This window comes from Paludisphaera soli (assembly GCF_011064595.1).
GTDB lineage: Bacteria > Planctomycetota > Planctomycetia > Isosphaerales > Isosphaeraceae > Paludisphaera > Paludisphaera soli.
In genome coordinates, this window is the sequence record NZ_JAALJI010000001.1 from 255,480 (window position 1) to 279,665 (window position 24,186).

Annotated in this window: 21 protein-coding genes; 15 read left to right on the top strand and 6 right to left on the bottom strand. The window is 69.5% G+C overall.

Annotated elements, in window-relative coordinates; translation table 11 throughout:
* Positions 1 to 115 precede the first annotated feature (115 nt).
* On the bottom strand, positions 116 to 1,687 hold the full coding sequence (locus tag G6O68_RS00910) for a CARDB domain-containing protein (protein WP_165243841.1): 1,572 nt from the start codon (positions 1,685 to 1,687) through the stop codon (positions 116 to 118).
* A gap of 351 nt (positions 1,688 to 2,038) precedes the next feature.
* Between G6O68_RS00910 and G6O68_RS00915 the strand changes: the two genes are divergently transcribed.
* Positions 2,039 to 2,887, top strand: coding sequence for a DedA family protein (locus G6O68_RS00915; RefSeq protein ID WP_165243844.1), 849 nt, complete (start codon positions 2,039 to 2,041; stop codon positions 2,885 to 2,887).
* 34 nt (positions 2,888 to 2,921) lie between these two features.
* Here the strand turns inward: G6O68_RS00915 and G6O68_RS00920 are convergent, their stop codons facing one another.
* On the bottom strand, positions 2,922 to 3,194 hold the full coding sequence (locus G6O68_RS00920; RefSeq protein WP_165243847.1) for a hypothetical protein: 273 nt from the start codon (positions 3,192 to 3,194) through the stop codon (positions 2,922 to 2,924).
* A gap of 577 nt (positions 3,195 to 3,771) precedes the next feature.
* Here G6O68_RS00920 and G6O68_RS00925 point away from each other — a divergent pair.
* From G6O68_RS00925 to G6O68_RS00935, 3 genes are all read left to right on the top strand, one after another.
* Positions 3,772 to 4,563 (top strand): hypothetical protein, encoded by a 792-nt coding sequence (locus tag G6O68_RS00925; RefSeq protein ID WP_165243849.1) that lies wholly within the window; start codon positions 3,772 to 3,774, stop codon positions 4,561 to 4,563.
* Between the two features lie 259 nt (positions 4,564 to 4,822).
* Positions 4,823 to 5,224, top strand: a complete 402-nt coding sequence (locus G6O68_RS00930; RefSeq protein WP_165243851.1) for an Imm7 family immunity protein — start codon at positions 4,823 to 4,825, stop codon at positions 5,222 to 5,224.
* Positions 5,225 to 5,344: 120 nt separating this feature from the next.
* Positions 5,345 to 6,658 (top strand): lactate racemase domain-containing protein, encoded by a 1,314-nt coding sequence (locus G6O68_RS00935; protein WP_240910894.1) that lies wholly within the window; start codon positions 5,345 to 5,347, stop codon positions 6,656 to 6,658.
* A gap of 293 nt (positions 6,659 to 6,951) precedes the next feature.
* Here the strand turns inward: G6O68_RS00935 and G6O68_RS00940 are convergent, their stop codons facing one another.
* Entirely contained in the window at positions 6,952 to 8,346 is a 1,395-nt protein-coding gene (locus G6O68_RS00940) for a Gfo/Idh/MocA family protein (RefSeq protein ID WP_165243853.1), read from the bottom strand.
* A 227-nt stretch (positions 8,347 to 8,573) separates the two neighbouring features.
* Between G6O68_RS00940 and G6O68_RS00945 the strand changes: the two genes are divergently transcribed.
* The gene (locus G6O68_RS00945; RefSeq protein ID WP_165243855.1) at positions 8,574 to 10,367 is read left to right on the top strand and encodes a glycoside hydrolase family 15 protein; all 1,794 of its coding nucleotides are present in this window, start codon (positions 8,574 to 8,576) and stop codon (positions 10,365 to 10,367) included.
* 31 nt (positions 10,368 to 10,398) lie between these two features.
* The gene (locus G6O68_RS00950; RefSeq protein WP_206107979.1) at positions 10,399 to 11,874 is read left to right on the top strand and encodes a hypothetical protein; all 1,476 of its coding nucleotides are present in this window, start codon (positions 10,399 to 10,401) and stop codon (positions 11,872 to 11,874) included.
* A 2-nt stretch (positions 11,875 to 11,876) separates the two neighbouring features.
* Here the strand turns inward: G6O68_RS00950 and G6O68_RS00955 are convergent, their stop codons facing one another.
* Positions 11,877 to 13,271 (bottom strand): SGNH/GDSL hydrolase family protein, encoded by a 1,395-nt coding sequence (locus tag G6O68_RS00955; protein WP_165243857.1) that lies wholly within the window; start codon positions 13,269 to 13,271, stop codon positions 11,877 to 11,879.
* A gap of 162 nt (positions 13,272 to 13,433) precedes the next feature.
* On the opposite strand from G6O68_RS00955, the gene G6O68_RS00960 reads away from it, so the two are divergent.
* The 3 genes from G6O68_RS00960 to G6O68_RS00970 are packed head-to-tail and all read left to right on the top strand — an operon-like array spanning position 13,434 to position 17,508.
* Positions 13,434 to 14,780 (top strand): hypothetical protein, encoded by a 1,347-nt coding sequence (locus tag G6O68_RS00960; protein ID WP_206107980.1) that lies wholly within the window; start codon positions 13,434 to 13,436, stop codon positions 14,778 to 14,780.
* Between the two features lie 9 nt (positions 14,781 to 14,789).
* The gene (locus tag G6O68_RS00965) at positions 14,790 to 16,016 is read left to right on the top strand and encodes a hypothetical protein (protein ID WP_165243859.1); all 1,227 of its coding nucleotides are present in this window, start codon (positions 14,790 to 14,792) and stop codon (positions 16,014 to 16,016) included.
* Between the two features lie 58 nt (positions 16,017 to 16,074).
* Positions 16,075 to 17,508 carry a BNR-4 repeat-containing protein gene (locus tag G6O68_RS00970; RefSeq protein ID WP_206107981.1) on the top strand — a complete coding sequence of 478 codons (1,434 nt, stop codon included), beginning with the start codon at positions 16,075 to 16,077 and terminating at the stop codon, positions 17,506 to 17,508.
* Position 17,509: 1 nt separating this feature from the next.
* Here G6O68_RS00970 and G6O68_RS00975 read toward each other — a convergent pair whose 3' ends face one another.
* Positions 17,510 to 18,928, bottom strand: a complete 1,419-nt coding sequence (locus G6O68_RS00975) for an APC family permease (protein WP_165243861.1) — start codon at positions 18,926 to 18,928, stop codon at positions 17,510 to 17,512.
* A gap of 168 nt (positions 18,929 to 19,096) precedes the next feature.
* Between G6O68_RS00975 and G6O68_RS00980 the strand changes: the two genes are divergently transcribed.
* Complete coding sequence (locus G6O68_RS00980; protein ID WP_165243863.1) at positions 19,097 to 19,501, top strand: hypothetical protein; 405 nt, start codon at positions 19,097 to 19,099, stop codon at positions 19,499 to 19,501.
* 44 nt (positions 19,502 to 19,545) lie between these two features.
* Here G6O68_RS00980 and G6O68_RS00985 read toward each other — a convergent pair whose 3' ends face one another.
* Entirely contained in the window at positions 19,546 to 20,316 is a 771-nt protein-coding gene (locus G6O68_RS00985; RefSeq protein ID WP_165243865.1) for a class I SAM-dependent methyltransferase, read from the bottom strand.
* Positions 20,317 to 20,458: 142 nt separating this feature from the next.
* Here G6O68_RS00985 and G6O68_RS00990 point away from each other — a divergent pair, with 142 nt between their 5' ends.
* From G6O68_RS00990 to G6O68_RS01010, 5 genes are all read left to right on the top strand, one after another.
* The gene (locus G6O68_RS00990) at positions 20,459 to 21,223 is read left to right on the top strand and encodes a 4'-phosphopantetheinyl transferase family protein (RefSeq protein WP_165243867.1); all 765 of its coding nucleotides are present in this window, start codon (positions 20,459 to 20,461) and stop codon (positions 21,221 to 21,223) included.
* Positions 21,224 to 21,341: 118 nt separating this feature from the next.
* Positions 21,342 to 22,217, top strand: a complete 876-nt coding sequence (locus tag G6O68_RS00995) for an RING finger protein (protein ID WP_165243869.1) — start codon at positions 21,342 to 21,344, stop codon at positions 22,215 to 22,217.
* Positions 22,218 to 22,373: 156 nt separating this feature from the next.
* Complete coding sequence (locus tag G6O68_RS01000) at positions 22,374 to 22,682, top strand: Rieske (2Fe-2S) protein (protein WP_165243871.1); 309 nt, start codon at positions 22,374 to 22,376, stop codon at positions 22,680 to 22,682.
* Positions 22,683 to 22,755: 73 nt separating this feature from the next.
* The gene (locus tag G6O68_RS01005; protein WP_165243873.1) at positions 22,756 to 23,742 is read left to right on the top strand and encodes a GNAT family N-acetyltransferase; all 987 of its coding nucleotides are present in this window, start codon (positions 22,756 to 22,758) and stop codon (positions 23,740 to 23,742) included.
* 16 nt (positions 23,743 to 23,758) lie between these two features.
* A complete protein-coding gene (locus G6O68_RS01010; protein ID WP_165243875.1) occupies positions 23,759 to 24,163 on the top strand; it encodes a hypothetical protein in 405 nt (134 codons plus the stop codon).
* The last annotated feature ends 23 nt before the right edge of the window (positions 24,164 to 24,186 follow it).

Here is a 24,186-nt window from a genome sequence, read left to right on the forward strand (position 1 = left end):
CGAGCGACCGCCGAATCCATGGAATCTGCCAGGGTTGTGTCGATTGACGCTCGTCCGGAACCTGCGGGAATTGGGCAAGACCCGGCGATCGGGGTGCGGCTTCGGGTCGCCCGGATCAGAAGAGGTCGTCGAAGAACGTGCCGATGGACTTGGGGAAGATCCCCAGCGCCCGGTCGCTGCTGACCTTCGGCGGCGGCCGACGGAACAGCTTGCGGGTCGGCGCGGCCTGGCCGTTCTGGGTGTTCGCGGCGGCCTGGGCGAGCTTCTGGGCCTTCTGGTATTTGGCGAGGCTCGGGCGATTCACCGTGAGCAGCACTTCCGGATCCGGCGTGTTGGGGACGAAGGACGTCCCGCTGGCACCTAGAAGACGGAGCGAAACCGGGGCCGAAGTCGCCGTATTGTTGTTCTTGAACGTCTCGTTCATCGCGTTCTCGGGGTCGGCGATCGCGACGATCTTGGCGGTCCCCATCCCGTCGAGGAGGATCCCCGAGGGGAGTCGGCTGGGGAGCGAGACGGTCTGGGTGATCGGCTGGAGATACCCCGGCGCGAGGCCCGGGATCACGGCGTCGCCGAGGAAGATCGTCCGGGTCGTGTTGCCGCTGGGGCCCACCAGGAGGAAGCGCACGCGGAACGGCCCGGGGTCGATCGTCCCCATGTTCTGCACGCTCGTGCTGACGTCGAAGCTCCCCCCCCACACCAGGTCGCCGCTCGACGGCGAGACGGTCCCCACGGCGAGGTCGGGGAGCGTCTCGTGCACCGGGGCGGCGGACTCGCCGGCCGGCGGGTAGATGTGGATCGACGCCTGGTCCACGCCGATGCCGCCGATCGCGAAGTGCGGGCCGACCGGGTTCGTGAGGAAGTCGCCGTCGGGCAGGATCGTCAGAGTGAAGTCGGTGGCGCCGGCCAGCAGCACCGGCGGAAGCGGCGGGAGCGTGAAGGTCCGCTCGGCGTTCACCGTCTGCCAGGGCTGGATCGCCGGCACGGTGATGCTGCCGATGGTGACGTCGGAGCCGGTCCCCTGGAGGAGCCCGGCGGGCGTCAGGATCACCTGGGCCCGGGTCGCCGGGGCGGCCCCGTAGGAACGGTTGGTGATCTGCGTGGTCACCGAGAGCGACTTGCCCCAGATCGCCGACGTCGGGTAGGTCCCCACGGAAGTCGCGATGAGCTGGGCCGGCTGCGTGGGGGCGATCGAGACGACCGCCTGGTCGTAGCCGGGGCCGACGCCGGCGTTGTTCCGCTCGTTGGCCTCGGCCACCTTCCGCTGGGAATCCACCTTGAGGCCCAGGTTCAGCAGACCCGAGGAGCCCATGCCCGGGACCGGGTTGGACGGCAGCTTGATGGTCGTAGTGAACGGGACGGACTGGCCGGCGGCGAGGCCTTCGGGGACCGTGACCTCTCCCAGGTAAACCGAGTAGCGGCCGATCGTCGACCGGCTGCCGGCGTAGATGGCGACGTTGAAGGACCCGGTCGCGTCGGCGTCCCCCTGGTTGGTGATCTGGCCGGTGGCGGTCACGGTCTCGCCCCAGTCGGCGTTCTGGACCGCCACGAAGGAGGAACCGACGAGGTCGGGCATGCCATGCCCGGCGGCCGACAGGACTTCCCGCTTCTCGAGGGAGTCGAATCGCAGGATCATCGGCCCGCGCCCCCAGGCGCGTCGACGTCCCTCGGATCGTCGCTTGTCGGACATGCTCGTCCTCCTCCTTGAGAACCTCGGCGGGACCGCGGCCCGAACGGGCGGGCGGCCCCCCTCGCCGTCGGCCGGCCTCCCGATCGACGAAGAAGGGGGGGAGGCGGCTCGGCTGTCTGATGATCGAAACCCATCCTGGGCCGTGGGCAAAATACCCCCGGCCGCGATCTCGGTCAAGGCGGTTCGGCCCACCTCGGCGGGGTCTCGCCGTGGCCGCCCCGGGCCGGATCGCGGGCGCGCGCCCCGTCGGGTCGGGCCTCGACGCACCGGCCGCGTTGTGATACCAAAGGGTTGGACGCGAGCCCGCGCTCGCGCCGGGGCGGATCGCGTCGACGGAGTCAGGAGCCGGGGTTGACGGAGCAGCTGATCGGACAACTCGGGTACATCGGGATCGCGCTGACCCTGGTGGCGGGCGGCTTCCTGCCCATCCCGGAGGAGGCCCCGGTCCTGCTGGCGGCGATCCTGTCGCGCAACGGCAAGATGTCGGGCCCGATCGCGTTCTCGGCCTGCATGCTCGGCGTGCTCCTGGGCGACTTCCTGGTCTACATCGTGGGATACCGGTTCGGCGAGCGGGTCCTCAGCCTCCGCCTGACGCGCCGACTGCTGACCAAGCCCCGCGAGGCGCAGATCAAGGGCTACTTCCACCGCCACGGATTCAAGATCCTGATCCTGGGCCGGTTCGCGGTCGGCTTCCGGACGGCCGCGTACCTGACCGCGGGAATCCTCAAGCTCCCCCCGCTCAAGCTGCTGCTGACGGACCTCGTCGCCGCCCTGCTCAGCACCAGCCTGATGTTCGGGCTCGGCTATCTTTTCGCCCACCAGATCGAGAAGGGGCTGCACGAGGCCCAGCAGTGGCTGGCGATCGCCATCGCGGTCGGCGTCGCCGGCCTCCTGATGTACCGCCATTACAAAGGACACCAGCGGGCCGGGCTCCCCGTCGGTCCCCCCGTGCTGGTGGCCGAGGACGACCTGCCCATCCCCCCCGACGACCTCGAAGTCCAGCCGGACGCCGCCACCCCGGTCCCGACGGCGACCGAGCCCGCGCCGCCGCCCTCCCCGACCGTGGCTGCCCCTAGCCCGACCGCGACGAGCGAGGCGGCCCATCCCGGGCCGTCCACCTTCCCGGCCTCGACGGAGGCCGCGCGATCCCCGCTGGCCGCACCTCGCGAGAGCGAGTCGCCCCCGCTTTCCCGCGCCTGACGCGGGGAGTGGAAGCGAGGCCTCGGCCCTCGGCTCACCCGCTGAGACGCCACATGACGCAGACGACCGGGCCCGGCGCGTCGAAGAAGGCCCGATCCATCCAGTTCAGCGGCGCGTAAAGGATCGCCAGCAATTGTTGGCGTGTGAGGTCCTCGGAATCGGCGGCCTCCCTGAATGGGACGTAAAGGAAGCCGGGCAGGCCGAACTCGCGGGCCTCCTGCATCCCTCGCCGCGAGAGGCGGTGGTAGGTACCCGTGTACGCCATCGGCAGGGAGCCGAGGGCCACCCAGACCATCACGGACCGCACGGTGGCTCGCAGACGAATGCTCCGAGGAGGCGGTCCTGAGGGCGGGGCGTGGTCCTTCATGAGTCTGCATCCTCGGTCGTCGGATGGCGGGGTGATGTGGGCGAGAGTCCGCCGGTCGCCCAGGACAGGTTCGGGGCGAGCCGGGGGCCGTGACGCCGAAAGCCGGCCGTACGCGCGTCATCTGACGAAAAAGGCCCCCGGCAAGGGCCTGGAGCCGCATCGATTCGGCCTCGGAGCCTCTTCGATTCGCTTCGGCGCACCCCAAAAATCCCCCGGATTGCGGGCGTTGGCTGGATGCTTAAAGTCGTGTTGACCGACTTGAGCCTTCCTGATAGTTTCCCCCTTCGTCTCAGCCCGATGATATCCAACAACGTCGGCGGGACTGCGGTCTGCCATTGAGTAGAGGGGAGTCGCGGCGGGGATCGCCGGTTCGATTCCTCCCGACCCGCTTCGACCCGACAGCGGCGCGCGGGTACCGCCCGGAGACGTTCTCCGGTCGGCGAGTTATGGATCGACTCGCACGGGGCCGTCCGTGTTGCGACGGACGGCCCGGATCAACCCTGGAAGATCGACTCGAATGAACAAGATTTCGCTTGCTCTCGCCCTCGGGGCCGGGCTCCTGCTCAGCGCGGCCGGCTCGGACGCCAAGGCCGCCCCGATCGTCCAGCAGCTGGACGCCCCCGAGATCTCGGCTTCCGACTTCAACAGCCTGTTCAAGCCCATCGCCGAGGCCCCGCCGATCACGGCGGAGTACCGGTTCATCAACACGCCCCTGACGGGCGTCGTGCAGTCTCAGGTCCTCGAAGGGACCGGGGCGTACGCCGGCCTCTACGCCTACGCCTACCAGTTCGGCGTCAAGGACGTGAAGGATGAGAGCGGCGAGCCCAGCTCCGTCAACAGCGCCTCGCTGCAGTTCAACTCCACGCCGACCCGGGCCGACCTGCTCGGCACCGGCGGCCCCGGCAGCGCCGTCTTCGTCGTGAAGGACGGCACGGTCGGCGGCCTGAGCACGCCCGTCGCCGCCGCCAACATGGCCGGCATCCAGATCCCCAGCTCGGTGGCCTGGCTCCCCGGCGAGAAGACCGGCGCCCTGACCTTCCAGTACCTGGACGCCAACAAGGCCAGCGACCCGCTCGGCGCCGGCGCCACCAGCGGCACGATCGTCGTGCTGACCACCGAGAAGTGGACCAACAAGCTGGTCAGCCTCCAGAACGCCAACCCCCAGATCGTCTACCCCTCGGCCTACGCCTCCGAGGGCGGCCCGATCCAGGAGGTCCCGGTCCCCGAGCCGTCGACCGTCCTCGCCTGGGCCGGCATCATCGCCGCCGCCGGGATCGTCCAGCGCCGCCGCAACCGCCGCGACGCCTGACGCCCCCCGTCGCGACCGCGACCCGCTAATCGCCAGGAAGCCCCTCGCCGTCACCGACGTGCGAGGGGCTTCGGCGTTTCGAACCGTGATGCGACCGCTCAACTCGCCCCCTTGATTCCTTCGCGGCCCGCAGTGCTTCGTCTGGCACGGGGAGGGGGTCGGATGCGAGGATGTCCTCGCGGGCTCCGGTTTCGGTCAGGACCTCGGGCCGACAACGGCCCGGTCCGGGCGGCCGGGTGTTACGATCGCGGGGGCGACCTTGTACGGCTATCACCTCTGGATCGTCTTGAGCGAGTCGACCGAGGAATCGGACTGCGGCTCTCTCGAGCGAAAGGCGGGCGAACTCCGGAGCCTCATCGGCGAGCGGCTGACCTGCAAGCCAAATGCGGAGGGGAGCGTCCAGGCCGTCAACCTCTCACTGGTATTCCAGTGCTCGGGGAGCGCGAACCACCGTGGCGAGGAGCATGATTCGCTGCTCCACGTGCTTCGTCACATCGCGACCGAGTTGCCCGGCAGTCATGGGCTCGTCTACTGGTACGACGACGAGGAACCGGGGCGGGATCGATTCGACGGGTATCGGGCGATCGTCGTCGCCCGGGGCCGACTCCAGGACCGGTTCGACCCGTTCCTCTCGCCGATCACCCCCCACGTCGAGGATTGAGCCTGGCCGGGCGAAACGAAGAATGAGTCCTGAAACGGGACCGGCGGTTCCATGAGATCGAGAGACCGGCATCATCCTGATCAACCGGCGGCACTGGGAGGAGTTCGACGAGAACCTCATGTGTCGACCAGTCCCCATGACATGAACTTCCCCCCGATTGCCAAGGTAAGACAGAACTTCAACCATCCTGAGGTGGACGACCCGGCCGCCGCCGCGGCCCGCGTCGTGATCGGCAGCGGGATCGTCGCTCGGGTCCCGGCGGGTGGGAGGGTCGCGGTCACCGTCGGCAGCCGGGGGATCGCCGACCTCGTCCCGATCGTCCGGGCGGTCATCGAGGCGTTGCGGTCGCTGGGCTTCCGGCCGTTCGTCGTCGCGGCCATGGGGAGCCACGGGGGCGGGACCGCCGAGGGCCAGCGCGGACTGCTGGCGGAACTCGGCGTGACCGAGGCGAGCGTCGGTTGTCCCGTCCGCTGCGAGATGGACACGGTCGTCCTGGGGACCAACGCGTTCGGCCTGCCGATCCACTTCGACCGCAACGCGTTCGACGCCCATGGGATCGTCGTGCTCAACCGCATCAAGCCCCACACGTCGTTCACGGGGGACTACGAGAGCGGCCTGTTGAAGATGCTGGCCATCGGCCTGGGCAAGCGTCAGGGGGCGGCGCAGGTCCACAAGCTGGGGCTGCCCGGGCTCGTCAAGCTGCTGCCCGAGGTCGGGGCCTTCCTCCTGCAAAGGACACCGGTCGCGCTCGGCCTGGCGATTGTCGAGAACGCCGACGACCGCCCCGCGCGGATCGTCGCGGTCGAGCCGGAGGAGATCCTGGCCGTCGAGCCGACGTTGCTCGCCGAGGCCCGCTCGCTCATGCCCGGCCTCCCGTTCGCCGAGCTGGACGTCCTGATCGTCGGCGAGCTGGGCAAGAACTATAGCGGCACCGGCATGGACCCGAACGTGATCGGCCGGCTCCGCGTCGAGACGACGCGCGACCACCCCGCGCCCGTCATCACCCGGCTGGCGGTGCTCGACGTCTCCGAGGAATCCCGAGGCAACGCACTCGGGGTCGGCTTTGCGGACCTGACCACGGAACGCCTCGTGCGGGCGATCGACCCCACGCCGATCTGGGTCAACAGCTTCACCAGCAACTTCCTCGCCCGCGCCCGCGTCCCCCTGGCGATGCCGACGGACCGCGAGGTCGTCTCCGCCTGCCTCGACACCTGCTGGCGGATCGACCCGGCCGAGGCGCGGATGGCCCTGATCCCCAACACCTTGGAGTTGACGACGCTCTGGGTCACCCGACCACTCGCCGCTGAGGTCGAAGCCCACCCCAGCCTGGACTTCGAGACCGACTTCCTGCCGATCCCGTTCGACGACCGGGGCGGCCTCGATCAGCGAGCGTTGTTCCCGGAGAGCCTCCGAGGCCGCCGAGCACCTCGGTGATTCCGTCGAAATCGCGCGTCCGCCATCCCGAAGCGGCGATCGCGGACCATCCTCTCGTTGAGCCCTCGTGCGCGCTGACCGTTCGCGTCGGCGGATTCGGGCGGGCCTTCGGGGAGGCGCGATGCGTCGACTCACGCCGATCTTCGCCGATTCCCGGGTGGGAAAACGCGCCGAACGAAGCCAATTCGGGAAGCCGGGGTATGAGCTTAAGAGATTCCGCGAAAAAGGTTTGCGTCGATTGGGTTCGTTCTCGGGCGTGCGCGAACGAACCCAATCTCCGCCGGCCGTGGGCGTCAGCCGGTGACCTTCATCGCCTTGGGGTCCCAGCCGATGAGCTTGCTCTCATAAAGGCTGGTGTTGCACAGCAGGGCCGGGGCGGCGGCGCGGTAGCCGAAGACGGCGTCCTCGTAGACCGGCTCGCCCTGGCGGACGGAGGTGAAGAACTTGACGAAGTGGTCGAAGCGGGGGTCGTAGCCCGCCGGCGGCTTGAAGGTCTGGGCGCCGTCGTAGGCCGACTTCTTGCGGTCCTTCTTCGGCTCGGCGGCCAGCTTGGCGGCGATCGCGTCCTGCTGGGCCTGGGAGAAGGTCTGCACGGAGTTGTAGCCCTTCAGCTCCTGCTCGGGAGTCGGCCAGGTGATGCCGGTCCGCTCCAGCTTGAGAGAGGCCAGGTCGGTGGAGATGACCCCCTCGTCGCCCACGAACCGGAACAAGGTGGCGTCGCCGCCGCCGTCCTCGAAGTCGCACTGGAGCGAGACGGTGAAGGCGGGATGGGCCTCCACGGCCGGGTAGTCGAGCAGGCTGAGGATGACGTCGTAGACGTCGCGGCCGTCGTCCCAGTAGCGGAGGCCGCCCATCGCGGCGACCTTGTTCGGGCCGATCGAGTCGGTGGCGCGGTGGATGGCGGTCAGCAGGTGGACGAACAGGTCGCCGGCCACGGCCGTGCCGTAGTCCTGGTAATTCCGCCAGCGGAAGAAGCGGGTGGCGTCGAACGGCCGCTTGGGGGCCTGGCCGAGGAAGCGGTCCCAGTCGACCGTCTCGGGCGAGGCGTCGAGCGGCAGGGTGTACTGCCAGGCGCCGAGCGACGAGTTGCGGTTGTAGCGGGCCTCGACCACGTTCAGCTTGCCGATCGCGCCGGCGGCGATCATCTCGTGGAGCTTCTCGAAGACGACCGAGCTGGCGAACTGGCTGCCGACCTGGAAGACGGCCTTGGTCTCCCGCTGGACCTTGATGACGTCCGGCCCCTCGGCCAGCGTCTGGACCATCGGCTTCTCGCAGTAGACGGCCTTGCCCGCCTTCATGGCGTCGACCGACATCTTGGCGTGCCAGTGGTCGGGGACGCACAGCAGGACCGCGTCGACGTCTTTGCGATCGAGGATCTCGCGGTAGTCGACGCAGGTGGCGACGTGGTCGCCGTACTTCTCCTTGACCCGCGTCCGGCGGCCCTCGTAGAGGTCGGCCGCGGCGACCAGCTCGACGCCGGGGGCCTTCAGGGCGCAGTCGGTGTCGATGAAGCCGATGATCCCCATGCCGATCGTCGCGATCCGCACCTTGTCGTTCGGCCCGGCCCCGGCGAGGGCCTCGGCCGCCGCCTCGGCCTCGGGGCTTCGGGAAAGGATCGTGACGGCCGAGGCCGCCGTCGCCGTCTTCAGGAACCCCCGGCGCGTGTTTTCATCGCGAGGTCGCATCATCAATCTCCAGTTCGTCGATTCTCCGGCGGGGCGTCTCATCAGCGAATCCCGCCGTATCCAGCTTAACGACCCCCGCGTCCGGAAGCGACTCCCCGGCGGTTCGAGGCCGTCCGCGACCGGGTTCTGCCGCGCCGTCGGCCCGGTTGCGATGGCTCGGCCCGAGATGTGCTCCCAGGGAGGCCCATTTTGTTCCCGCTCCCTCGCAACGTACCCATCCGGAAATCCCCATGGCCAAGCTGATCGAAGACTACGCGCTCATCGGCGACTGCCGCACCGCGGCGCTCGTGGCGAAGGACGGCTCGCTCGACTGGCTCTGCCTCCCGCGGTTCGATTCCCCCGCCGCGTTCGCCGCCATCCTGGGGACGCCCGACCACGGCCGCTGGCTGCTCGCGCCCGTGGCCGAGCCGAAGCGGATCACCCGCTCCTACCGGGGGGACACCCTGATCCTGGAGACGCTGTACGAGACCGAGGACGGTGAGGCCGTCGTCGTCGACTGCATGTCGATGCTGGACGATGCGGCCGACGTGCTGCGCATGGTCGAGGGCCGTCGCGGCGCGGTCCGATTCCGCACCGAGTTCCGCCCCCGGTTCGACTACGGCAGCGCGACCCCGTGGGTCCGTTCGGAGGACGGGCGCGGCGTGATCGCCGTCTGCGGCCCGGAGACCCTGCACCTGTCGGGCCCCGCCCCCGTCGCCATCGAGGACTGGACGGCCCGCGCGGAGTTCGAGGTGCACGAGGGGATGAAGGTCCCCTTCGTCCTGACATGGCACCCGTCCCACCTGGCGATCAAGGATCCGGTCGATCCCGTCGCGGCGATCGAGGCGACCGCCCGCTGGTGGGAGGAGTGGGCGGGCCGTTGCCAGTACCGCGGCGCGTATCGCCAGGCCGTCATCCGCTCGCTGATCACGCTCAAGGCCCTGACTTACCAGCCGACCGGCGGGATCGTCGCCGCCCCCACCACGTCGCTCCCCGAGACGATCGGCGGGATCCGGAACTGGGACTACCGCTACTGCTGGCTCCGCGACGCGACCTTCACCCTGACCGCCCTGCTCCAGAGCGGCTATCGCGACGAGGCCGACGCCTGGCGGCAGTGGCTGCTCCGCGCCGTCGCCGGCAAGGGTGAGGAAGTGCACATCATGTACGGCTTGGCCGGCGAGCGTCGGCTGCCCGAGACCGAACTCCCCTGGCTCCCCGGCTACGAGGATTCCCGGCCCGTCCGCATCGGCAACGGCGCCTACGACCAGTTCCAGCTCGACGTCTACGGCGAGGCGATGGCCTGTTTGCACCTGGCCCGCCACTACGGCATGTCGGCGGAGGCCGACGACTGGCGGATCGAGCGCGAACTGCTGGCCCGGCTGGAACAGGTCTGGCGCGAGCCGGACGAGGGCATCTGGGAGGTCCGGGGCGAGAGCCGCCACTTCACCCACTCGAAGCTGATGGCCTGGGTCGGATTCGACCGGGCCGTGAAGGACGTGGAGCGATTCGGCCTCGCCGGCCACGTCGACCGCTGGCGGGAGCTTCGCGACAAGCTCCACGCCGAGATCTGCGACCGGTCGTTCAACAAGCGCCGCAACGCCTTCACGCAGTCGTACGACTCGGAAGACCTCGACGCCAGCGTCCTGGTCATGATGGAGGTCGGCTTCCTCCCGCCCGACGACCCGCGCCTGGTGGGGACCGTCGCTGCGATCGAGAAGGAGCTGATGCACGGCGGCTTCGTCGACCGCTACCGGACCGAGTCGGGGGTCGACGGCCTGGAGGGGACCGAAGGGGCCTTCCTCCTTTGCACGTTCTGGCTGGCCGACAACTACGCCCTGATGGGGCGCCTCGACGATGCGAAGCGAATCTTCGAGGGCGTCCTGGCCGTGTGCAACGACGTCGGCCTGCTCGCCGAGGAGTACGACGTGAAGGCCCGACGCCAGCTCGGGAACTTTCCCCAGGCTTTCTCGCACCTCGGCCTGGTCAACACCGCCTGGCATCTCCACCGGGCGGGGCGCGAAGGCGCGTCGCGGCCCCTGGACTGAACCGACCGACTGCTCCGCTGGGAGGACCCCGATGAAACCGTCCGCGATCTTCCTCGGCTGCCTCCTCGCGGCCCTCACTCTCGTCGTCCCCCGCCTGACGGCACAGGAGGGTCCGCAGGCCGCCGAGGCCGTCGCTCCTCCCGAGGACCTCCGATTCGCCTGGCGGCGTTCCGAGCTGAACGTCGGCGGCGTCTTCCCGCACATGGCGATCAAGGCGCCCGGGACCGGGAGCCGGACCGAGACCGGCGTGGGGGCCCTCATCCCCTGGGCCGACCGGCTATGGGCGGTCGGTTACGTCGCCCACATCGCCGGCTCCGGGCTGGGCCTTTTCGAGATCCGCGAGGACATGGCGTTCCGGCTGCATCCCGAGTCCGTCACCGGGACCTTCGCGAATCGGATGATCCACTGGGGCACGAACCAGGCGATCCTCGGCCCCCACCTGATCGACGAGCACGGGAACGTCCGGACCATCAAGGAGCTGGCCAAGCACCGGCTCACCGCCACGGCCAGGCACCTGACCGACCCGGAGAACAAGGTCTACTTCCTGACGACGGAGGGCCTCCTCTTCGAGACCGACCTAAACACGCTGCAGTCCCGACAGCTCTTCGACCTCATCAAGGAGCTGGGGATCGACGGCTACAAGCACTTCAAGGGCGCCCACACGGCCCACGGGCGGCTCGTGGTCGCGAACAACTCGTACGACGAGAAGGAGTTCCTGGGAGACCGCGAGGCCGGCCGGCTCGCCGAGTGGGACGGCGAGAAGTGGACGATCCTGGAGAAGAACCCGTTCGTCGAGGTGGCGGGCCGCTACTCTCCCGACGACCCGCTGTACGCGCTCGGGTGGGACAAGCGGTCGGCGATCCTCCGCGTGCTCGACCGCGGAGGATGGTCGCGGTATCGGCTCCCCAAGTCGAGCCAGACCTTCGACCACCAGTGGTGCACGGAATGGATGCGCATCCGCGAGGCTTCCACCGAACGCTACCTGATGGACGCGTTCGGCCTCTTCTACGACATGCCCTGGAAGCACTACGGCGGCAAGCTCTGGGGCGTCCGGCCGATCGCCGCGCACCTGCGGGTGGTCCCCGACTTCGTCCACTGGAACGGGCTGTTCGTGCTGGCGAGCGATCAGACGGACAACGGCGTCGGCCAGCCGCAGTCCGGGCTCTGGTTCGGCAGCATCGACGACCTCTGGAAGATGGGCAAGCCCACCGGCTGGGGGGGCCCCTGGTGGAACGATCCCGTCGAGGACGGCGCGGTGTCCGACCCCTACCTGATGACGGGCTTCGACAAGAAGGTCCTCCACCTGTCGCACGACTCGCCGCATCCGGTGACGTACACCGTCGACGTCGACTTCCTGGGCGACGGCTCGTGGAACACTTACCGGTCGATCACGGTCCCCCCGAAGGGGTACGACTTCCACGTCTTCCCCGACGGCTACTCGGCCCACTGGGTCCGGGTGACGGTCGACAGGGCCTGCACGACCTCCGTCCACTTCACCTACAACTGACCTCAGGGCTTCGGGGCGGCCGCCGGATCGTCGAGGATCGCGCGGGCGACGGCCTCGGCCAGGATCTCAAGGCCCGCCTGGTTGTAGTGGCAGCAGTCGTCGATGTAGAGCGACTCGGGATGGTCGCGGAAGATCGCGGTCAGGTCGTGGAAGGCCACGCCGCGCTCGCGAAGCCCGCGACCCTCCCGCAGGAGGAGCGGGTAGCCGGCCTGCACGCCCTTCCGGTACGGGTGCTCCGCGTTGAAGGCCAGGCTCCTCTCGGCGGGGTCCATCGGCTTGGAGTCGGCGACGTACTGGTTCGGCTGGAGGAAGTGGTAGTAGCGGGTCCCAGTCTGGCGGCAGAGGGCGTCGATGGCCCGGGAGCTGTTCGACCAGATCGAGGCCAGGTGCTCGAACAGCTCGTCGCGGCCGGCGAACTCGCGCGCGGGTCCGGTGGCGACGTACGGCCCGCCCCGATTTTGCAGCTCCTGGTGGCCCTTGACGATCGAGTACGACGCCCATTCCAGGCGGCGGTCCTGGAGCTTCCAGACGAGGTTGGCGAGGATCGACCACTGGAACGGCGGCGAGGAGGCCCACCGGGCCCAGGCGTTCCGCCGCTCCTCCAGTCCGTTCAGCTCGGCCCGCGCCGAGCCGCTGGCCGGGTCGTTGCCGCCGACGCGCGCGTGCCAGCTTCGGGGAAAGGCCGGGAAGACGTGGTGCCCGGAGTTCTCCAGTTCGTGGAGTGCCACCTCGTTGAAGCCGTCGATGTTCAGGACGACGTCGAACTCGGCCCCGAGGGCCGTCAGATACGCCAGGGTGGTCAGCTGCTGCGGCTGCTTGTAGCCGCCGAGGGCGGCGTTGACGAACACGAACTGCTTGTCGGCGTACTCGGGGGAGCGGCGTAGGGCCTCCTCCAGCCGATGCACGCCGTTGACCCCGAAGTACGAGGCGACCGAGCCGCCGAAGATCCCGACGATCAGCTTCCCGGGCCCGCGTTTGTGGATCGGGTCCTTGTCGTCGACGTAGCCGAAGTTCGAGACCGGCATCGTGCGGCCGTCGCTCTCGCGGACGATCCCGCTGTCGGGCCGGGGGTCGCGGACGTAGCCGACGTAAGGGTGGACCTGCGAGGAGATCGCCCCGCCGATTCCCGGGGGCCGGTTGGCCCGCTCCCGACGCTCGTCCTGCAGGGCCGTCCAGGAGAAGGGCTGGCCGGTCGCCAGCCGGAACAGCGGCCAGGCCGCCAGCTCGCACGAGGCCCACGCCAGGCCCAGCAGGATCGCGGCGAATGCGAACTTCTTGCGGCGCGCCAGGCGACGGGGCCTCGCCGGGCCCGTCGCCGTGTCGGCCGAAACGGGGCCGTCGCGTCGCGTCCGCGGCTTCGCGCCTTGCCCGATCATCGACGCCTGCGATTCTTCCATGGCCACGGCTCCTCCGTCACTCTTCGACAGACCGGGCCGCACCATAGCCGTTAACCTCTTTTCAGGCAACTTGGCTTGGCGGTCGAGGACTCGCCTCCTGGACTCCGCCTCGCCGGGGTGTTATACAGGCGTTGAACATCCGCCGACGCCGCTGGAGGACCCATGATGGATGCGAACGGACCCGAGCCCGATCCCCCCCTCGCCTGGACTCGACGCGCCGCGATGGGCGCGATGGCCGTCGGCGCCGTCGGCGTCGCCCGGGCGCGGGCCGAGGCGGCCCAGCCGGCGGCCGAGGCAGTCCCGAAGCCCCGGCCGAGGATCGCGGCGGTCGCCACCTGCTACTACAAGACCTCGCACGGCCAGGGGATCATCGACCGCTTCATGGACGGCTACGGCTGGGGCGGGAAGCATCACCGGCCGGCGATCGACGTCGTCTCGCTCTACGTCGACCAGCGGCCCAAGGGGGACCTCACCGACGAACGGGTCGCTCGCCATCCGGGCCTGGAGGTCTACCCGACGATCGCCGAGGCGCTCACCCGGGGCGGCCCGACGCTCGACGTCGACGGCGTGGTCCTGATCGGCGAGCACGGCGACTACCTCCGCGATGATCGCGGCCGGATGCACTACCCCCGCTACGAGTTCTTCAAGCAGGTCGCCGACGTCTTCCGGAAGTCGGGCCGGTCGGTCCCGGTCTTCAACGACAAGCACCTGTCCTGGAACTGGGAGTGGGCGAAGGAGATGGTCGCGACCTCGCGCGAGCTGAACTTCCCGTTCCTGGCCGGCTCGTCCCTGCCGGTCACCTGGCGGATCCCCGAGTACGAGACGCCGACCGACGCCCCGATCGAGGAGGCCGTCTGCGTCGGGTACGGCGGGGTGGACAGCTACGACTTCCACGGCCTGGAATCGCTTCAGTGCTTCGTCGAGCGCCGCCGCGGCGGCGAGACCGGCGTCAGGGCCGTCGAGGTCCTGCGCGGGGCCGACGTCTGGAAGGCGCTCGACCCGGCCCAGGGGGGCTCGGCGCGGACGAAGGCCCTCTTCGACGCCTGCCTCTGCCGGAGCTTCCGGCTGACCTCGCCGATGGAGGGCTACGGCAACGCCTTCCCGACGCTCGAACAGGCGTCGAAGATCGCGGCCGATCCCCTGCTCTATCGCCTGCACTACAACGACGGCCTGGTGGGCAGCCTGTTCATGATGTCGGGCCTGGTGGCCGACTTCACGGTGGCCCTGAAGCTGGCGGCCGACCCGGCGATCCACTCGACGCAGCTCTACCTCTGCGGGATCTCGCCGAATCAGACCCTGCCGAACTTCTTCAGCCCGCTGGCGAACCACATCGAGGCCATGTTCCTGACCGGCAAGGCGCCCTATCCCGTCGAGCGGACGCTGCTGACCTCGGGCGTCCTCTGCACGGCGGTCGACCTGCTGGCCGAGAAGCGTCGCCTGGCCGAGACCCCGGACCTGGCGGCGATCACCTATCAGGCGCCCGTCGAATCGCAGTACATGAGGAGCTGAGCCCGAGCCATGCGAAGCCGCAAGCCGATCGACGACGCTCCGCAATCGCCCCCCGCCGGACGCAAGCGGCTGGCGATCGTCACGACCGTCTGGAAATACCTGTCGCACGCCCAGCACATGGGCGACCGCTTCCTCGTCGGCTACCCCATGGACGGGGCCTGGAAGAAGCCGGCGATCGACGTCGTCTCGCTCTACGTCGACCAGAAGCCCGAGGACGACCAGAGCGCCGAGCGGGCCGCGACCTTCGGGTTCAAGGTCTACCCGACCATCGCCGAGGCCCTCCGCCAGGGGGGCGAGAAGCTGGCCGTCGACGCCGTTCTGATCATCGGCGAGCACGGCGAATACCCGCGCAACGAGAAGGGGCAGGTCCTCTACCCCCGCTACGAGTTCTTCAAGCAGGCGGCCGACGTCTTCGAGGCCGACGGCCGCGCGGTGCCCGTCTTCAACGACAAGCACCTGTCGTACAGCTTCACCAAGGCGAAGGCCATGGTCGACGCCTCGAAGCGGCTGAACTTCCCGTTCCTGGCCGGCTCGTCGCTGCCGGTGACCTGGCGGCTCCCCTCGGTCGATCTGCCCCTCGGCGCGGTCGTCGAGGACGCCGTCATGGTCGGGGTCGGCGGTTCCGACCCGATGGACTACCACGCCCTGGAGGCCATGCAGAGCGTGCTGGAGCGTCGTCGCGGCGGCGAGACGGGCGTCCGTCGCGTGCAGATGGTCGTGGGCGACGCCGTCTGGAAGGCGGCCGACGACGGCCGCTGGTCGCGCGAGCTGCTGGGCGCGGCGCTGTCCCGGTCGGACTCGCTCCAGGGCCTGTCGGTCCAGGACGGCCGCCCCCAGGCCCTCGCCGAAGGGGACGAGATCGCGCGCATCGCCCAGGATCCCGCCGCGTACCTCATCGAGTACGTCGACGGCACGCGCGCCACGCTCCTGATGCTCAACGGCGTGCTGGCCGACTACAACCTGGCCGTGAAGGTCCAGGGCCGGCCCGATCCGCTCTCCATGCAGTTCCTGCTGCCCCCCACCCCCAACGTCGCCTACTCGGCCCAGCTGATGGACAAGGTCGTCCGCATGATCGAGACGGGCCGGGCCGCGTACCCGGTCGAGCGGACGATGCTCGTCTGCGGTATGCTGGAGAGCTGCCTCGATTCCCGGATGAACGGCCAGACGCCGCTCGAAACGCCCCACCTGGCCGTCCGGTACGAATCGCCCCGCGAATCCCTGTTCGCGCGGACCTGAACCTCGGTCGTCCCCGCGTCCCGCCGGACGAAGGGGACGACCGCGAACCCCGATCGGGATGAGCATCCTTCATCGACGGATGAAGGTCGATCGCTCGTTCCGCGCCCAGGAGGAACCCGCCTTGTCTCTCTTCACCTCGCTCCTGCTCGCCGCCCTGATCGCCGCCGACGAACCTCGGACGCTGGCCCGCGCCGAGGGGTACGTCGGCTGCTGGTACTCGATCGGCGCGACGAAGGATGAATACAAGTTCAAGTACAGCGGCGGCCTGGCAACCTACCCGCAGCAGCAGTCGCCGATAGCGATCTACGACGCGCCCTCGAACAGGACGTTCTTCGTCTACGGCGGGGCCGACCCGGCGCGGAAGTCGATCCTGCACATGGTCTCGTACTACGACCACGCCACGGGGACCGTCCCCCGGCCGGCGATCCTGCTGGACAAGAAGACGGGCGACGCGCACGACAACCCGTGCCTCGCGATCGACGCCGAGGGCTATCTCTGGATCTTCTCGAACGCCCACGGCACGGCCAGGCCGTCCTTCATCCACCGAAGCGTCGCCCCGCGCTCGATCGACGCGTTCGAGAAGGTCGTCGAGACCAACTTCTCTTACGGGCATCCCTGGTACGTCCCCGGCCGCGGCTTCCTGTTCCCGCACACCAAGTACAAGTCCGGCCGCGGGCTCCGCTTCGCCACCAGCCCCGACGGCCGCGAATGGGCCGAGCCGACGCCGATCGCCCACATCGACCAGGGCGATTACCAGGTGACCTGGGCCCGCGAAGGGACCGTCGCGACGGTCTTCGATTTCCACCCCAAGCCGCTTGGCCTCGACGCCCGGACGAACATTTACTATCTCCAGACCCGCGACTTCGGCGCGTCCTGGACCCGCGCCGACGGCCGGCCGGTCCCCCTGCCCCTCACCGAGCCCGACAACCCGGCGCTCGTCCGCGACTACCAGGCCGAAGGGAAGCTCGTCTACCTCAAGGACCTGAACTTCGACGCCGAGGGGAGGCCGGTCGTCCTCTACCTCACGAGCAAGGGGCACCTCCCCGGCCCCGAGCAAGGCCCCCACGAGTGGCACACGGCCCGGTGGGACGGCCGCGAGTGGGTCGTCCGTCCGTTCACCACGTCCGACCACAACTACGACCACGGCTCGCTCTCCATCGAGCCGGACGGGCTCTGGCGGGTCATCGCCCCGACCGAGCCCGGCCCGCAGCCGTTTGGCACCGGCGGCGACATGGTGATGTGGACCAGCGCCGATCAGGGCGCGAGTTGGACGCGCGTGAAGCAGCTCACCGCCGACCCGGTCCGCAACCACACCTACGCCAGGCGGCCCCTGAACGCCCATCCCGATTTTTATGCGATCTGGGCCGACGGGGACGCCCGGGAACGGTCCGAGTCGAGCGTGTACTTCACCGACCGCCTCGGCGCCAGGGTCCGCCGCCTGCCGATCCAGATGACGGCGGAGCACCAGGCGCCCGAGGAGGTCGCGTGGTGAGTCAGGCCGCCCTGGCCGGTCGCGGCGCCAGGTAGTAGACCGGGATCCCGACGAGCATGCTGACCAGCGAGATCGTCGAGACCACCGGCGAGCTGATGAACGCCGCGACCAGCAGGGTCCCCGTCAGCCCCAGATAGATGGCCGGCGTGACCGGGTAGCCCGGCGTCCGGAACGGCCTCGGGAGGTCCGGTCGTTTCACCCGCAGGACGAAGATCGCGCTCATCGCCAGCAGCGAGAAGAGCGACAGGCCGACGCTCGCATAGACGAACAGGCTCTCGAACGTGCCCGTCCACAGGAGCACCAGCGTGGCGGCAATCTGGAAGAGGGTCGCCACGGCCGGCGTCTGCGTCCGCTGGGTCAGCCGGGCGGCCATCGACGGGAACTGCCCGGCCTTCGCCATCGCGAAAATCACGCGCGGGCCGAGCAGCATATAAACGCTCAGCGACGAGAGCATCATGAGCCCGACCGCCACGCTGAGCGGGTTCGACCATTTCTCGCCGAAGAGCCGACGGGTCGCGATCTCGGCGATCGGCGCCACCGCGTCGAGCCCCTGCGTGTTCGCCGGGTCGGCCACGATCGCCTGCACGTCGGCCGCCGACAGGGCGAGCGCGTAGACGACGTTGACCGCCAGGTACAGGACCGTGACGATCGCCGTGCCGATCAGGATCGCCCGGGGCAGGACCTTCTGCGGCTCGCGGATCTCCCCCGCGAGATACGAGGCACCGTTCCAGCCGGTGTACGCGTAGTAGATGAACACCATCGAGAAGAGCATCGTCTTCGCCAGGCCGGCGTCGATCGGCTTGGCGTCGGCCAGGTTCGCTGTGTTCGGCCAGCCGACCGCCAGCCCGCCCACGATCAGGACCAGCAGTACGGCCACCTTCAGCCCGGTGATCCAGCCCTGGACGAGCGAGGTCCGCCGCCGCCCCGAGACGTGGATCGCCGCGAAGATCAGGATCGCCACCGTGGCCAGCCCGCGCTCGGCCAGCATGGCGTCCTGCCCCGTGAGCCGCAGCGGCGCGAGCATGTACTTCGCCGAGCCATAGGCCGCCGTCGCGCTCGGTCCCGAGAATCCCATCAGGAACGACACCCAGCCCGACAGGAAGGCCGCCAGCGGCCCATAGGCCTCGAACAGGAAGACGTAGTCCCCGCCCGTCTTGGGAAGGGCCGCCGACAGCTCGGCCAGCGTCAACGCGCCGCAGATCGCGATCACGCCCCCCAGGACCCAGAGCGCCAGCATCAGCTGGTTGCTGCCCACCAGCGCCATGGTGTATCCGGAGGTCGACAGCACCCCCGTGCCCACCATGCTGGCGACCACCACGAACACCGCCATCCAGACGCCGAATTCGGCGGGCATCTTGGCCTCGGAGGCCGCGGAATCGGAAAAGTCGTCGGCGCCGGACAGGTCTTCAGGATCGGGCATCGCGATTCCCATAAAAGTTCACTGCTCCAGGGGTATCCTAGAAATAGGAGGGAGAAGCAGATTGGTGGACACTTGAACCCTAGTGAGGGTTGGGATACAATTCAGGCGGCGAGGGAAACGCCATCGGCGTCACGAACGACGAACCGCAAAACCGGGAGGAGGCGTTCGATGAGTGAACTCGGTGCGTTGAAGCGAGCTTCCACCGCCTTGCGACGTCGGGGGGGAGTCCAGCGTCGGTTGAACATGCCGGCGGCCGAGGGCGTCACTCTAACAGTTCCTACCCCCCCCGCGGAGGGACCGCCCGAGGTCCGATTCCGTCGGCCGCGCAAGGCCGCGCCCGCCCTGCGGCCCGAGCCGGCCGACCGGACGCCGCCCCCGCCGGTCTTCCACCCCCTGGCCTATCGCAGCGTTGTCGCCGCGTGGACCCTCGAGGCCCGCGAGCGGTGGGGCTTGCGCTCAAACGAACTGGAAGACGCGGGCCTGTCCTGGCGGGACGCGGAGACCCAGGCGTTCGTCGAGGTTTGGAATCACCTGCGTCGCGAGAGCGGCTTCGCCGATCCCGATCGATCCTGAAGGGCCGGGCGGGCCCTCCCCCCGTCCCCGACCCGGCTTCCCGGTCACGGCGTGGTCGCAGGGGCTTTCTCGTCGATCTTGCGGAAGCGTGCGAAGAAGTTCTCCGACAGCTCGGGACGCGGCGCCTTGGCGTCCACGGCGAATCCGGCCGCTTCGATCTCCTTGGTGAACTCGGCCTGGCCGGCGCGGACGTGCTTGAGCACGAACTCGCTGCTCTTCCCCTCCACGCGGTCGAACTCGATGAGGATGAGCGTCCCGCCGGGGCGGAGCGCCCGGTGGATCGAGGCCAGCATCTTCTCATGGTCCTCGAAGTGGTGGTAGACGTCGCTCAGGAAGACGAGGTCGACGGACCCGGCCGCGAGATTGGTCGCGTCCTGCGACCCCTGGACGGTCTTCACCTGGGACTGCTCGCGCTTCTTCGATTCCTCGGCGATGTGGTCGAGGAACTCCTTCGAGATGTCGACGGCGAAGACCCGGCCCTCGCGCCCCACCTTCTCCGCGAACAGCCGCGTGAACAGGCCCGAGCCCGCACCGACGTCGGCGACGGCCATCCCCGGCTTCAGGTGGAGCGACGCGACGATGGCGTCGCGCTTCGCGAAGACTTCGCGGTCGTGCGACTCGAACCGTTCGATGAAGCCCTTGGCGTTCCCGCGCTTCTGGAACTGCTCATTGATCTTGGGATCGACCTTGGCCTTCGGCGCCTCCTCCTTGGCGGGGGCGTCCTGGGCCCTCCCGACCACGCCCATCGACGCCAGGCCGATCAGGGCGGCGACGGCCGCTCGTCGAAATCCGTCCGCTGTCCGAAGCGTTTCCATGCGAGGCCTCTCGGTCGGAAGGGGGTAGACCCTGGCAACTCGACTTCCACTAAATACCAGGGGATGGTTCTGATACAAGAGGCTCGCCCGCCGCCGACTTCTCGCCGGGGCCGGGGAGCGGGCCCATCCCCGGAATCGTCCGATGCCGCAGACCAACCGATCGTGGTCGCCTCCGCTCCTGCTGGATTACGACGAGGTCGCCGCGCGGCTCGCCCGCCAGCCGGTCGAGCGGGAAGTCCACGTCTACCGCGTCGACCTGGCCGCCGGAGGGGCCGGCGACGCCTTCCGAGACGCGCCCGAGTGGGAGTGGCTCTCGGCCGACGAACGGGCACGCGCGGAGCGACTGGTCCGCCCTCGCGACGGCCGCCGCTTCGTCCGCTGCCGGGGGGCGCTGCGGACCATCCTGGGCGGCCTGATGGGCGTCCCCGCTCCGGCCTTGAGGTTCCGGGTCGGCCCCGGCGGCAAGCCGACCCTGCCGGGGCCGGGCGGCGACGGGCCCCCGCCCTGGCGGTTCAACGTCAGCCACTCGGGAGAGATGGCGCTGATCGCCGTCTCGCGGGCGAGCGAGCTGGGGGTGGATGTGGAACAGACCCGTCCGATCCAGCAGGCCGAGCGGATCGTACAGTCCTACTTCACCGCCGACGAGGTCGCCGAGTTCCTCAGGTACGACGAGGAGGGCAGGGCCGCCGCGTTCATCCGGGGATGGACCCGCAAGGAAGCCGTCGTGAAGGCGCAGGGGGTGGGCCTGGCCGGGCTGGCGACCGAGTTCGAGACCCTGTTCGGCTCCGCCCCCCCCGCCGAGGCCTTCCGGCCCTGCTCGCCCTGGCCGATCGTCCAGGGCTGGACGCTGTGGGAAGTCGCCCCGGCCCCGGGATACGTCGCCACGCTGGCCGTCGCGGCGGATTGATCGAGCGGCGTCGGGTTTCGGCGATTGTCGCGTTGCCGGGCCGGGCCTTCGGGCCGTAAAATGGCGGTCGCGTTGCGGCGGCATCTCATCTCCGAGCCGACGAAAGCGACGACCTCGCATGGGCCTGATCGGTTTCGCGCTGTGCGTCCTGGCGGCCTACGGGCTGATCCGCGTCCTGGCCAAATTCGCGGCGTGGGCGACCGGCTCGCGCTACCGCGCCTTACGACGCCTCGCCGGCCGTCACGGCGGCCGCTACGAGACTCGCGGCCTGGCCGACTCGCCGATCGTCAGCTTCCCCCACGGCGAGGACCTCGTCCGCGTGGGCCTCGCCCCGGCCTCGGCCCGCCGCCCGGGGGTGACGAGCACGCGAGTCGTGGTGCGGTTCCGGCGCGGGATCCCGTTCCGCCTGGACCTGATCCCCCTGGTCTCCCGGCGGCCCCGCCCGCAGACGAAAGGGACCCAGCCGATCCTGCTGGGCGACCGCGAGTTCGACGGCGCCTTCGCCGTCCAGGCGAACGACCCGGACATGGCCCGGGACTTCCTGTCGCCCGCCACGCGCTGGTCGCTCGAAGGGCTGCAGCGCCTGGTCCCCCCCGGCGGGCTCGCGCTGGCCGTCAGCCCGGAACGCCTGCTGATCCAGCTCGACCGCGACCTGAGCGACGAGGCCGACTCCCTGTTCGCCGCCGTTTCCGAGACGTTGACGATCCATCAGGCGCTTCGCGAGGGGGTACGGAAACGCGTCAGCGAGGGCGTCACGCTGATCGAGGGGGACGGGCTGCCGGACGCCGTCGAGGGCCCGCCCGTCTGCAAGGTCTGCGGCGAACTCGCCGACGCCGGCGCGATCGTCGTCTGCGTGAAGTGCGGCGCCCCGCACCATCGCGATTGCTGGGAGTTCGTCGGCTGGTGCTCGATCTACGGGTGCGGCGGCAAGATCGGCCGTCCGCACGCCCCGTCCGCCCTGGGGGCGACCGGATCCCTCCCCCCCCGGATCTGAGAAACTCCCGACCGCCCCGGCGGTTTCGGCGTACTGATCCCTGGAGGCCTTGCGCCGATTCGAGCCCTCCCGCCGGGGCGCGATTGTGGTAAACTGGGACGGCGGAAATCCGGCGTGTCGCCGGGACGCCGGCCGAGACGTCGAGGGTTCGCCCGTATGCCGAAGTTCGTGAAGATGGCCGTCCGCGAGGAGCTGCCCGTTGGCGCTTCCAAGGAAGTCGAGTTCGAAGGGCGGGTCTACGCCCTGTTCAACGTCGAGGGCCGGATCGCCGCCATCGACGGCATCTGCCCCCACCAGGGGGGCCCGCTGGCCGACGGCCCGCTCGAAGGCTGCATGGTGGCCTGTCCCTGGCATGGATGGGAATTCGACGTCCAGACGGGCAAGACCCCGCTGGGGCCGAAGATCAAGATCGACGTCTTCGAGGTCAAGGTCGAAGGCGAGGACGTCCTGGTGCTCGTGCCTTGACCCGCCGGACCGGCCCGGCTCATGCCTCGCCGGCCCAACTCTTCGACGACCTGGAACCCCGCGACTTCGGCCGGTGATTCACCTTCGACCCTTTCGCAATCCCGACCCGCCGGCCCTGGTGAAGCTCTGGAACGCCGCCGTTCCCGAGTCCGCGGCGGCGCGCCCCCTCTGCGTCCACGAGTTGGACGATCACGCCTTCAATCCAGTCATGTTCGACCCCGAGGGCCTGATCATCGCCGAGCGCGACGGCCGAGCCGTCGGCTTCGTGCACGCCGGATTCGGGCCCGACGAGAGCGATCCCGCCATCCCATTCCGGCTCGACCGGGACCTGGGCGTCATCGCGATGCTGGCGGTCGAGCCGGGCGACGGCGAGGCGAGCGTGGCCGAGGCCCTCGTCGTGGAGGCGGAGCGTTACCTCCGTCGCAAGGGGGCCAAGGTCGTGTACGGGGGCGGTCGATACCCCCTCAACCCCTTCTACTGGGGCCTCTACGGCGGCAGCGAGGCCGCGGGCGTGCCGTCGAGCCACAGCCAGTTCTCCTCCGCGCTCAGCTCGCTCGGCTACGAGCCGATCGGCACGGCCGTCCACCTCCACTTCGACCTGAGCCGGCCCGACCCTCGCGACCCCCGCGCTACGATCCTCCGGCGGCAACTCGACGTCGAGTACGACGAGGATCGACTCCCCGGATCGTGGTGGGAGAGCCTCGCGCTCGGGGATTTTCATCCGATCTGCGTCGGCCTCCGCACCCGGCCCGACGGCGACGAGGTCGCCCGGGCCCGCACCTGGGACATGAGCTGGTTCGGCCGCGACGAGGGCCGGACGCGCCTCGGCGTCTTCGGCGTCGAGGTCGCCGCGGAGCAGCGCCGCAAGGGATACGCCCGCTTCCTGCTCGGCGAGGTCGTCCGCGAGGCCCGCGAGCGTGGGTTCCGGATCGTCGAGGTCCAGACCCTCGCCGACAACGACCAGGCGCTCTCCTTGTACCAGGCGCTCGACTTCGAGCCCGTCGAGCAATCCACGGTCTTCCGGCTTCCCGCGCCGTTCCCCGACCGCTCCCGTCCCTGATCCGAGGACGCCCGCGATGACCATGGACGAGGCGAGCCGCCTGGCCTCTTTCGCGCTCGTGGTCCTGATCTGGATGGTCCAGCTCATCGTCTATCCGGGATTTGCGGCGATCGCTCCCGAAGGGTTCGTCGCCTGGCATTCCCGCTACACCCGCGCGATCACCTGGATCGTCGGCCCCCTGATGCTCGGCCAGGCCGCCTTGCTGGGATGGCTCGTTTACGACCGACCGAATCTCCCTCGGACGCTCGCGGCGGTCGCCGTCGCCGTGGCGTGGATCGCCACGATCACTCTCGCGATCCCCGGCCACGACGCCCTCCAGGCCGGCGGGCGCGACGTCGCCGTGATCCGCCGGCTGGTCGCGACCAACTGGGTCCGCACGGTCGCCTGGACGGCGGCGTTCCTGCTCCTCGTCCTCGCCTGACCGCAGGATTCGCCCGGGTCGGC